Source organism: Acinetobacter sp. UBA2063, assembly GCF_002333245.1.
In the GTDB taxonomy this organism is placed as follows: Bacteria; Pseudomonadota; Gammaproteobacteria; order Pseudomonadales; family Moraxellaceae; genus Acinetobacter; species Acinetobacter parvus.
The window spans coordinates 1-10,456 of the sequence record NZ_DDAH01000031.1; the positions used below are offsets into that span (position 1 = coordinate 1).

General features: G+C 41.3%; 12 protein-coding genes. 10 read left to right on the top strand and 2 right to left on the bottom strand.

Features of this window, described 5'->3' with window-relative positions:
- Positions 1-31 precede the first annotated feature (31 nt).
- Positions 32-304: an oxidative damage protection protein gene (locus B4H32_RS01540; RefSeq protein WP_004659388.1), complete on the bottom strand. Its 273-nt coding sequence runs from the start codon at positions 302-304 to the stop codon at positions 32-34.
- 9 nt (positions 305-313) lie between these two features.
- Complete coding sequence (gene argH / locus B4H32_RS01545; RefSeq protein ID WP_010589461.1) at positions 314-1,747, bottom strand: argininosuccinate lyase; 1,434 nt, start codon at positions 1,745-1,747, stop codon at positions 314-316.
- Here argH and B4H32_RS01550 point away from each other — a divergent pair.
- From B4H32_RS01550 to B4H32_RS01595, 10 genes are all read left to right on the top strand, one after another.
- Entirely contained in the window at positions 1,738-2,892 is a 1,155-nt protein-coding gene (locus tag B4H32_RS01550; protein WP_004680752.1) for a sensor histidine kinase, read from the top strand. The two genes, argH and B4H32_RS01550, sit on opposite strands and share 10 nt — an antisense overlap.
- A 52-nt stretch (positions 2,893-2,944) precedes the next feature.
- Positions 2,945-3,685, top strand: coding sequence for a LytR/AlgR family response regulator transcription factor (locus tag B4H32_RS01555; RefSeq protein ID WP_286799407.1), 741 nt, complete (start codon positions 2,945-2,947; stop codon positions 3,683-3,685).
- A gap of 103 nt (positions 3,686-3,788) precedes the next feature.
- Positions 3,789-4,706 (top strand): hydroxymethylbilane synthase, encoded by a 918-nt coding sequence (hemC, locus tag B4H32_RS01560; RefSeq protein ID WP_004680750.1) that lies wholly within the window; start codon positions 3,789-3,791, stop codon positions 4,704-4,706.
- On the top strand, positions 4,706-5,482 hold the full coding sequence (locus B4H32_RS01565; protein ID WP_004680749.1) for a uroporphyrinogen-III synthase: 777 nt from the start codon (positions 4,706-4,708) through the stop codon (positions 5,480-5,482). The genes hemC and B4H32_RS01565 overlap by 1 nt, the downstream gene beginning before the upstream one ends.
- Entirely contained in the window at positions 5,479-6,309 is an 831-nt protein-coding gene (locus tag B4H32_RS01570; protein ID WP_286799408.1) for a hypothetical protein, read from the top strand. Before B4H32_RS01565 ends, B4H32_RS01570 begins: the two co-directional genes overlap by 4 nt.
- A gap of 6 nt (positions 6,310-6,315) precedes the next feature.
- Positions 6,316-7,509 carry a heme biosynthesis protein HemY gene (locus B4H32_RS01575; protein ID WP_286799413.1) on the top strand — a complete coding sequence of 398 codons (1,194 nt, stop codon included), beginning with the start codon at positions 6,316-6,318 and terminating at the stop codon, positions 7,507-7,509.
- Positions 7,510-7,517: 8 nt separating this feature from the next.
- Positions 7,518-7,958 (top strand): acyl-CoA thioesterase, encoded by a 441-nt coding sequence (locus B4H32_RS01580; protein ID WP_004756336.1) that lies wholly within the window; start codon positions 7,518-7,520, stop codon positions 7,956-7,958.
- Positions 7,959-8,345: 387 nt separating this feature from the next.
- Positions 8,346-8,672 carry an H-NS family nucleoid-associated regulatory protein gene (locus B4H32_RS01585; RefSeq protein WP_004674327.1) on the top strand — a complete coding sequence of 109 codons (327 nt, stop codon included), beginning with the start codon at positions 8,346-8,348 and terminating at the stop codon, positions 8,670-8,672.
- 179 nt (positions 8,673-8,851) lie between these two features.
- Positions 8,852-9,595 carry a type II secretion system protein N gene (gene gspN / locus B4H32_RS01590; protein ID WP_034422379.1) on the top strand — a complete coding sequence of 248 codons (744 nt, stop codon included), beginning with the start codon at positions 8,852-8,854 and terminating at the stop codon, positions 9,593-9,595.
- The gene (locus tag B4H32_RS01595) at positions 9,595-10,434 is read left to right on the top strand and encodes a type II secretion system protein N (RefSeq protein ID WP_004680744.1); all 840 of its coding nucleotides are present in this window, start codon (positions 9,595-9,597) and stop codon (positions 10,432-10,434) included. Before gspN ends, B4H32_RS01595 begins: the two co-directional genes overlap by 1 nt.
- The last annotated feature ends 22 nt before the right edge of the window (positions 10,435-10,456 follow it).

A 10,456-nucleotide genomic window follows, 5' to 3' on the forward strand; every position in this document is an offset into this window, starting at 1 on the left:
GTAATTCTCAACAGACCCTAGATGAAACGATTTACTTTTGTTCCGTCCAACCTTCTGCTTTTTCAACACTTTCGTCATTGTTGAAGAACTTCTCTCGTTGCTCTTCAAGAAACTTCTTCGCATCGGGTTCGAATACATTGAGTCGTTTTTCATTAATGAGCGTGGTTTGGTGTTTTAACCATTCTTGCCAAGCCTGTTTTGAAACCGTCTCAAAGAATTCTTGACCTTTTGCACCAGGGAATGGTGCAAAGTCCAAACCGTCAAGCTCTTGTTTATATTTGCGGCAAAATACTTGTCTAGTCATGATTTATCCTTAAGCGTATAACTGTTCTAGGCGACTGTGTGCACGAGTAATGGCTGCTTCAACTTGTTTTGGTGATGTCCCGCCGATATGATCACGTGCATTCACAGAAGCTTCTAAAGTTAAGGCTTTATCAAATACATCTGTTTCGATCAAATCAGAGAATTGTTGTAGCTGTTCCAGTGTTAATTCAGATAAATCTTTTTCTTCAGCCACACCAAGCGCAACTGCTTTACCTACAATTTCGTGTGCATCACGGAAAGCAACACCTTTCTTCACAAGGTAATCAGCAAGGTCAGTTGCTGTAGAGAAACCACGAAGTGCTGCTTCACGCATAATTTCAATGTTTGGAACCAGTGCAGGCACCATGTCTGCAAAGGCCATTAAGCAACCACGAACGGTATCAATTGCATCAAACAAAGGCTCTTTATCTTCTTGGTTGTCTTTGTTATATGCCAAAGGTTGACCTTTCATTAAAGTCAATAAGCTGATTAAATCACCAAACACGCGACCTGATTTACCACGAACAAGTTCAGGTACATCTGGATTTTTCTTCTGCGGCATAATTGAAGAGCCTGTGCAGAAACGATCTGGGATGTTCACGAATTTAAATTGTGCCGAAGTCCATAAAATCAGTTCTTCAGACATACGTGATAAATGCATCATGATCAATGATGCAGCAGCGTTAAATTCAATGGCAAAGTCACGATCGGAAACAGCATCGAGCGAGTTTTCTGAAACTGCTTCAAAACCCAGTAATTCGGCTGTGTATGCGCGATCAATTGGGTAGGTTGTTCCTGCCAAGGCTGCGGAACCGAGTGGCATGCGATTAACACGCTTGCGGCAATCTTGAAGGCGTTCAGTATCGCGAACCAACATCTCAAACCAAGCCAATAGGTGATGACCAAATGTTACTGGCTGAGCTGTTTGTAAATGAGTAAAACCAGGCATAATCGTATGAGTATTTTGACTTGCTAAACTCAGTAGGCCTTTTTGTAAGCGTAGTAATAAACCTAAAATGTCATCAATTTCATCACGCAAATATAAACGGATGTCAGTTGCAACCTGGTCATTACGGCTACGACCTGTATGTAATTTTTTACCTGTGATGCCGATACGTTGAGTCAAGCGAGACTCAATGTTCATGTGTACATCTTCTAAATCAATACGCCATTCGAAATTACCCGCTTCGATTTCAGCTTTGATTGTATTCAAACCTTGGATAATATCATCACGTTCAGCCTCAGTCAGTACACCAACTTTAGCAAGCATGGTTGCATGTGCAATCGAACCTGCAATATCTTGTTTATAAAAACGTTGGTCAAATTGAACAGATGCGGTAAATTCTGCAACAAATGCATCTGTTGCTTCAGAGAAGCGACCGCCCCACATTCCAGAGGTTTGATTAGGGCTTGCTGAAGAAGAGGATTGAGAAGATGTGGTCATGGCGGCTCAGTAAAATAAAAAAGAGTATAGCAAATCCAAACGCAGTTGCCGAAACTCGACGCAACAAGTTATTGCAAATGCGTCATGACAATGTACAGGATCAGACATCAGCTTCCTATTTTTTTACGAAAATTGGGCAATGGCAACACTTATTGGAATTAATTGTTGCCAGTAATGTGCTGGCGATGGTGTTGGCACTGGCAGAGGCACGTTCATGGCAGGCATTGGAAACCGCCCGTGTTTTGCAATATATGTGCTTTATTAACTGGGTGATTCTGTCCTTTTCTGCACTGGTTGGTTATTTTCAGGAGTTTTTTGCCAAATTTAGTCAGAAAATGGCATTAATTTTAGGCTTTATTTTGCTTCAACTGGTTGTTTTGTTTACCACTTGTGCGGTAAATATAATCCAGTACTGGGCTTCACCTTTAACAGACTTTTCAGAACAGGTTTTATTTCAGGGTGTGGGCCTGCATTTAAGCTACGGCATATTGCTGGGCGCGTTTTGCATGCGTTACCTATATATGCGTGAACAATGGCTCAAACAGCAATACAGTGAGCTGAATGCACGCATTCAGGCGATGCAGGCCCGTATTCATCCACACTTTTTATTTAATAGTTTAAACAGTGTCGTAAGTTTGATTTCAATTGATCCTGACAAAGCAGAAAACATGTTGATTAACTTGTCACGATTATTCCGCGCCAGTTTTCAAGAGTTGAAATTGGTGAGTTTGGCTGAAGAAATTGACTTGTGTCAGCAGTACTTAAGTATTGAAAAATTACGTTTAGGAGAGCGTTTAAAGGTAGAATGGAATATACAGGCTACGTCTTTAGAATTAAAACGAGTCACGATTCCATTATTAACATTGCAACCTTTGCTAGAGAATAGTATTTTTCATGGGGTAGAAAAAGTTTTACAGCCCTCAACCATTAGTGTATTGGTTGAAATATTGCAAAATCAAGTCAGTATAGTCATTACTAACCCTTATTCTCACGATACAATAAAATCGAGACAAGGGAATGGTATTGCAATAGAAAATGTAAAACAGCGCCTGAAAGCCTATTATGGACAGACAGTGAAGTTTCAGGTTTATGGGGGAGTATCGTTATATACCACGGTGGTAAGTTATCACTATCGAGTAAAATAATAAGTTAACCATAAAAACGACGGATGAAGTTAACGGTGACAAGGAGGAGAGGATGAAAGTTCTGATTGCTGATGATGAACCTCTCGCAGTAGAGCGTTTGTCACGTTTAGTGACCCAAATGGGTCATGAAGTGATTGCGACGGCGCATCATGGGCAGGATGTGTTAAACCATATTGAAAATGATTCGCCCGATGTTGTTCTATTAGATATTCAAATGCCTGGAATGAATGGATTGGAGTGTGCTGAACAGATCAGTCATCTTAGCCCTCGTCCAGCTATTATTTTTTGTACAGCATATGATCAACACGCATTGGAAGCGTTTAAGTTTCAAGCACAGGGATATTTGCTCAAGCCTATTGCACAACAAGATTTACAACAGGTGTTTAATAGTCTGACGCAACTTACACAAGCACAAATGACTGGTTTACAACAACAAGACGATATGTACGATACTAAAACTCAACGTCATCAAATTGCTGCGAAAACTTATCGCGGGGTCGAACTTATTCCAATAGAAAATATTTACTATTTTCTAGCAGATCAGAAATATGTCACAGTACGCCATAAAAATGGCAGTGTATTAATTGATGAAACTTTAAAAGAGCTAGAATCTGAGTTTTCAGATCGTTTCATTCGAATTCATCGTAATGCTTTAGTTTCTCTTGATTATTTAGAAGGGTTGGAGCTGATTGCTGCTGGTCAGTATCAGGTTAGATTACGTGAGCTGGATGAACGCCTGTCGGTGAGTCGCCGTGATTTACCAAGCTTAAGAGAATGCATGCATCAATTATAAAATATTGAACTTAAGTCAGATGAAAAATCAGTTTTTGCTTGCAATTTTAGGTGAGCAAGTTAAGTTTGAAACAATTGTTTTGACCCATGCTTAACTTGAATTTATGAAAACCTTGAAAATTGCGACTCGACAAAGCCCTCTTGCACTTTGGCAGGCGGAGCATATTCGCTCCCGTTTAAATGCGCTTTATCCCGATTTAACGGTTGAGTTGGTTAAGTTTGTGACGCAGGGTGATAAAATTCTAGATACACCTTTGGCAAAAATTGGTGGTAAAGGATTATTCGTTAAAGAACTGGAAGCTGCATTGCTGGATGGGCGTGCTGATTTGGCGGTCCATTCAATGAAAGATGTGCCGATGCACTTACCAGAAGGTTTAACGCTCGCTGTGACTTGTGAGCGAGAAGACCCACTTGATGCCTTTGTTTCGAATCATTACCAAAGTTTTGATGAGTTACCTCAAGGTGCCAAAGTAGGTACATCTAGTTTGCGTCGCAAATGCCAGATTTTACAAATACGCCCTGATTTAGAGATTATTGACTTACGTGGGAATGTGGGTACACGTTTATCAAAACTTGATGATGGTTTATATGATGCCATTATTTTAGCTAGTGCAGGTCTAAAGCGTTTAGGTTTGGCAGATCGAATTCGTCATTGTTTAGCGCCTGTTTTAAGTTTACCCGCTGTTGGTCAGGGTGCATTGGGCTTAGAGTGTCGTGCAGATGATGAGGCATTATTAAAAATCATTCAACCATTACAGCATGAAGAAACCTCAATCTGTGTGCGTGCAGAACGTGCGTTTAATGCCTATTTAGAAGGTGGCTGTCAAGTTCCAATCGCAGGATATGCAACCCTAAATAACCAAAAGTTGCAGATAGAAGGCCGTGTGGGAAGTGTTGATGGGAAAATCTTGCTAAAACAACAATTGGTTGGAACTTCAGAAGATGCTGAACAATTAGGTGAACAACTTGCACAATGCTTATTGGAGCAAGGTGCAGGTGAATTGCTAAAAGCGCTTTATTAATGCTTTTTATTAATACGCGCCCTTCAGATCGTGCCTCCAGCCTCACCCAGGCATTGACTGAGGCAGGCTATCAGGTTGAAAGCCTACCCTTGCTGGAATTGGTGGCGGAATCTTTTTCTGAGGCATTGCAGCAACTTTACCAACAGCTTGAACAGGTGCAGGTGATTGTTGTGGTCAGTCCAACCGCTGTTGAGATCGGGATGTGTTATCTGCAACAGGCAGGTATCACTTTGGAACGGTTGGCGCATATTCAGTGGATTGCGGTTGGAAAAACCACCGCACAGGCATTAGCAAAGTTTAATATTAAAAGTGATGCACCTGAGATTGAAAACTCTGAGGGCATGCTGCAACTGCCGATTTTAAGGCAGCATCCCCATTTAAGTCGGATTGCGTTTTGGCGTGGTCAAGGTGGGCGACAGTTTATGATGCAGCAGTTGCAACAGCGGGGTATCAGTATTCTTAACTTTGTGCTGTATCATCGACAGTGTCCTGAAATAAGCTTGAAGCGTTTTCCCGATATCTTATCAAGAATTCAACGCGATCAACCGACGATGGTGTTGATCAGCAGCGAGGCAAGCTGGAATTACTGGCAACAGCTTTGCGGCCAGGACCTTATTCAAGCACAATGGGTTTATCTGGTATTGGGTGAGCGTTTGGTGAAGATAATGGAAAATGCAGCAACGCAGGCAGGTGGGGCATTTAACATTATTCCGCTTGAAAATTTGTCTGCATCAGGGATGATTCAACGCATAAATGACTGGCAAGGAAATCTATGAGAAAAATTGTATATTTAATATTAGCACTGGGTTTGGTGTGGTTGGCCAAGCTTAGTTATGATGTTGCACAATATTCTCAAACGATTCCCCAGCTTCAACAGCAGCTTGATCAAACACAACAGCGCTATGCACTGCTGAATGACCAGTTTGTTGCTGTACAGCGTCAGGCCCAGAATAACCGTGTTGTGGAACCTGCTGAAGACATGGTGACGATGCCAGCGACAATGACAGGCGTCGCGCCTATTATTCTGATTAAGCAACACTTGCAGTTGATTCAGTTTGCAGTGGAACAGCAGCAGTTTATCTATGCACTTGAGCATTTAAATCAGTTACAGCAACAGATCGTTCAATATGCGGTTGCTCCTGCATTGCAACAAAGTTTAATGAAAGCAATTGAACAGGATCGGCTAGCTATTCAGCAGTTTGTACTGGCACAAACACAACAACAGCAGCAACTGAATCATCTACTGCAACAACTGGATCAAAAAATACAGCAAGAAATCTCCAATCCCAACATTACGCTGCAAAAGACTGCAACTGGTTCATGGTGGAAATGGTTCAGGCTGGAAAGGGTTGAACAGCCCGCTACGGATTTAATGAACCGTCATGTGCTGCTCAAGGAGGCGCAGTTACGATTATTGCTGGCATCCCAGGCCTTAAATCAGGGGCAAACTTCTGAATACCGAAAGTCAGTTCAGGAAGTCATACAGTTACTGGTGAAACTACCTGACCAAAATAGCCAACAGATCAGGTCCCGACTGGAGAAAGTATTGAATTTACCTGCTGTGCCAACGCCAAAACTGACAACGCTTGGTTTGTTGGGGTAGCGAATGATGAAACAGCTTGTATTGATTTATCTACTTGTCGGTCTATTAATCTTTGCCCTGCTTGCCGTATTGAACTATGGCTATGGCGCGGGTTATGTCTATATCTACTGGCGCGATTGGCAATTCCAGAGCAGCGTTTGGGGTCTTATCCTGCTGTTTATTTTGGTGAGTCTGTTTGCACAGTTATTATGGATATTTGCTCGGCGTTATTTAGCACGTGAGCAACGAAAAAAAGAAACAGTTTTACATTTTAGAGACCTGCATCCCTATGAACAACTCGGCATTGTTTGGTTGCTGGATGCTGCCAAGGACCAGCAGGTATTTATAGAACGTGTTTTTACACAATCAGGCTTGCTGAATAATATTGTGGATGCGCAGTTTGATTATCGCAATGGAGATTATGAAACTGCGTTGCAGCATCTGGAAAAATCGGCGCCTATGGCCTTTGAACTGGCTGAGTTGCTGCGTATCGATATTTTTCTTGAGCAGCAGGAAACTGAAAAGGCGCTGACCCATTTGGAATTTCTTGCCCAGCACCAGCTTTCTCCCTGGTTAAGTGAAATTGAAACAGCATATCAGCAATGTATCACGATTTTATGGGGCAAGCTGGCATTACAAAAACCGTGGTTATTTTTACGTACCACGCAGCAGGGTTTACTTGATGCTGAACATCGTGATTTATGGTTGCAGCAGTTACTGATTCAGTTTGATCAGGCTTCAGTCGATGATTTAATTGCCTTGCAGCGACGTTATTTGGCACTGCAAAGCGAGATTCAGGCGCGACCATACAGTAGTAAAGTCCTGTGGCTGAAATTAATGGCACGACTGCCAGAAATGAGTCTGCAACATGAAGATTTAGCCTTGCATTTATTGCAGGAGCATTTTGATCCAGAGGTATTTTATCTTTGGTTCCAGCAGCAGTTATTAAAGCAGATTCCAGATTATGCCTATGTAGAGCAGCGTATAATCCAGCTTGAGCAGCGTTATACCAGTGTACCTATGTTGACGTTCGCCAAGTGGCATATTTATGTGGCGACTCAGCGCCAGCATGAGGCGCAACAATTGTTAAGCTTATATCCAGATAATATTTTAATGAGCTACCTACGCATTAAAACCATGTTGGGAGATAATCCTGATTTAATCAGGCAGTTAAATTTAATCTTTGAAAATGATGTGAATTTTCTTAACTTTAAGATATGAGTAAAAATATGCAGGAACTATCTACCTATCCTATTATTCATGAGCAAACTGTGGCTTGGGGGGATATGGATGCTTTTGGCCATGTCAATAATGTGCAGTATTATCGATACATTGAAAGCGCGCGAATTGCGTATTTAATGGCATTAAATATATTTGAAAATGATATATTGACTGTGGTGGCTTCTAGCCAGTGTAAATATTTAAGGCCAGTATTCTATCCTGATGTGTTGCATATTGGTGCGCGTATTGAAGAACTGCGAAATAGTGCATTTCGTATGCATTATACTTTATGGAGTCAGGCGCAAAATCAGCTTGTGGCGACAGGTGAAGCAGTATTGGTTTGTATAGATAAGCTAAACTCACAAAAAGTAAATATCCCAACATTAATTAGAGATAAAATCATTCAGCTCGAAGCGAGTGTAGGACACAATCTAGCTGCTGGTGAATAGTAAAGACAATTATGTCTATTTTATGGAATTAAAATAGACATTTATTGCATCAAATTCTTGCATATTTCTGATCATGACTTGTGTGAAGAGAGGCAGTATTTTATTTCTCAAATAAGAAAAAATGAGTCAAAATTAAGAAAAAAATTAATATTCTTGTTGATAGATCTTACAGTCTGCTTATTTGGATTAATTTCATTTGATTGAGCAAAGCTGTCCATATTTTATTTAATTATAAATAAAAAGCTCATTTTATGGATTGATTTGATTAAGTAGACTATTCTGATATTGATTATTTAATCACTTGTAAATTAATATAGCTTTGAATTTTAAAATTCATTTTTTATTTTTGAGTGATATATTTCCTTTTTTAGATTTGGAGCATTTCGAATGAAACCTGATATTAGTAAATTATCTGTTGAAGAATTAAAACGCTTACAAGTAGAAACTGAGGCTTTAATTGTAAGTAAAAAAGATCAAGCAATTGAAGATGCTTATGATCAGATTGTTGCGATTGCGGATGGTCTGGGCTTTAGCATTGAAGAACTATTGGAACTTGGCGAGCAAAAACGTAAAAAAACAACGCGTAAAGCCGTAGAACCACGTTACCGTAATAAAAATAATCCTGAAGATACTTGGACTGGACGTGGTAAGCAGCCACGCTGGTTGGTTGCTGAGTTAGAGAAAGGTGCAAAACTTGAAGATTTCTTAATCTAATCGAGTTTTAAAAGTCATGATTTTGTCATACGATGACTTTACCCTGTTTCAAAAGCCAGGCTGAAAAAGCTTGGTTTTTTTATATCAGAGAATTGGCGATGTTGAAAAAGTATGCATAATGTCATTCGGAGAGCAAGTTTCTCAAAATGGACGGTCTGTTGCATGTTGGTAAGGATGGAATGAAGAAAAAAACCAAACAATGGAAATGGTGGATTTTCGCCATATTTGCATTTTTAATTTTTATTATTTTACAAATTCCAGCAACATGGTTAATTGCGAAATTTTCAAAAGATAATCAAATATTACATAATGTCAGCGGCAATATCTGGCAGGGACAGGCAGATTGGCAGCAAGGCCAGCTGCGCGGTTCCGTGCACTGGAAAACACGTCCTTTAGACCTGTTGCTCATGCGCTTGGGTGCCAACCTCGATATTCATAGTGGCAATACCCAGTTCAATGGTGTGTTTGGCTATGGTTTTGGTCAGAAAATCATGGTCAGGGACTTACAGGGAACAATTTCGCCTGAGACGCTGAAATATTTTGCAAATTGGCAATGGCCCCAAAATGCGATTCAGCTCAAGGATGTGCAGTTAAACTATCAGAAAGAAAAAGGTTTTGGTTCGGCAAAAGGCCAGTTGCATTGGGGTGGCGGTGAATTGAGCTATACCTTGGGCCAGCGTCAGGATCGTATGAATGTACCATCCCTGATCGCTGAATTAAAGGATGAAAACGGGCAACTACAGATAGATGTCCGTGACCAGCGCAGCCAGAAAATGGCAAATCTTAGCTTAGATCCGAGTTTCATGTTGGATGTACAGTTGACACAACGTATGCTGTTGAATATTCCATCATATCAAGGTAAGGCTGGACTGGACACTTATGTGATCAGTTCCCGTCAGCCATTGTTGCAGGGTGGTTTCTAATGAATGCATTGACGCAGAGAATGCAGCAACTACGCTGGCAAAAGCTGGATAAACTCAGTGCACTGGTTCTGGCATTGCTGATCCTATGGTTATGCTGGAAGCTGGCCTCATTGTTCTGGTGGGTGGTTGCGCCCCCACAGCCGATGCAGTTTGATCGGGTTGAGCTGGGTTCACAGCAGGCAAGGGTGCCAAACATCAGTTCATTTGCACTGTTTAATGAACCTGCTGCAACAACGGCACAGGACAATGTGAATTTGGAACTACAGGGTGTCCTGCTGGGCTACCCAAGTTATTTATCTTCCGCGGTGATTAAGCTGAATGATACCGCCGAGCGTTATCGTGTGGGGGAAATAATCGGTTCAACTTCATATCAACTGGCGGAAGTGTACTGGGATCATGTCATTTTAAGGCAGGGCAATGGTGCAACCCGTGAAGTCAAGTTCAAGGGGCTTGATAAGGGGCTTTATCAGCCAATTGCACCATTATCTACGAATAATAACAGCAACAGTGTGCCACCTCAGACACCACCAGCACAGAATACTGCACAATCTGCTCTAGGTCAGGCTATTCAGCAAATGCAGGATAACCGTGAACAATATCTGAAAAATATGGGTGTCGCTGGCGGAGCGGATGGTTATGAAATATCGGATCGGACCCCCAGTGCCTTAAAAAACACCTTGGGTTTACGCTCGGGTGATCGTATCCTATCGGTCAACGGTCAGACCATTGGGCCAGGACTCAGCGAAGTACAATTACTAGAGCAAGTACGTCGTGAGGGGCATGCCAAAATAGAAATAAAACGTGGTGATCAAGTGATGACCATACAACAGAGTTTTTAGAACCCCCTATAATTCCCCCTTG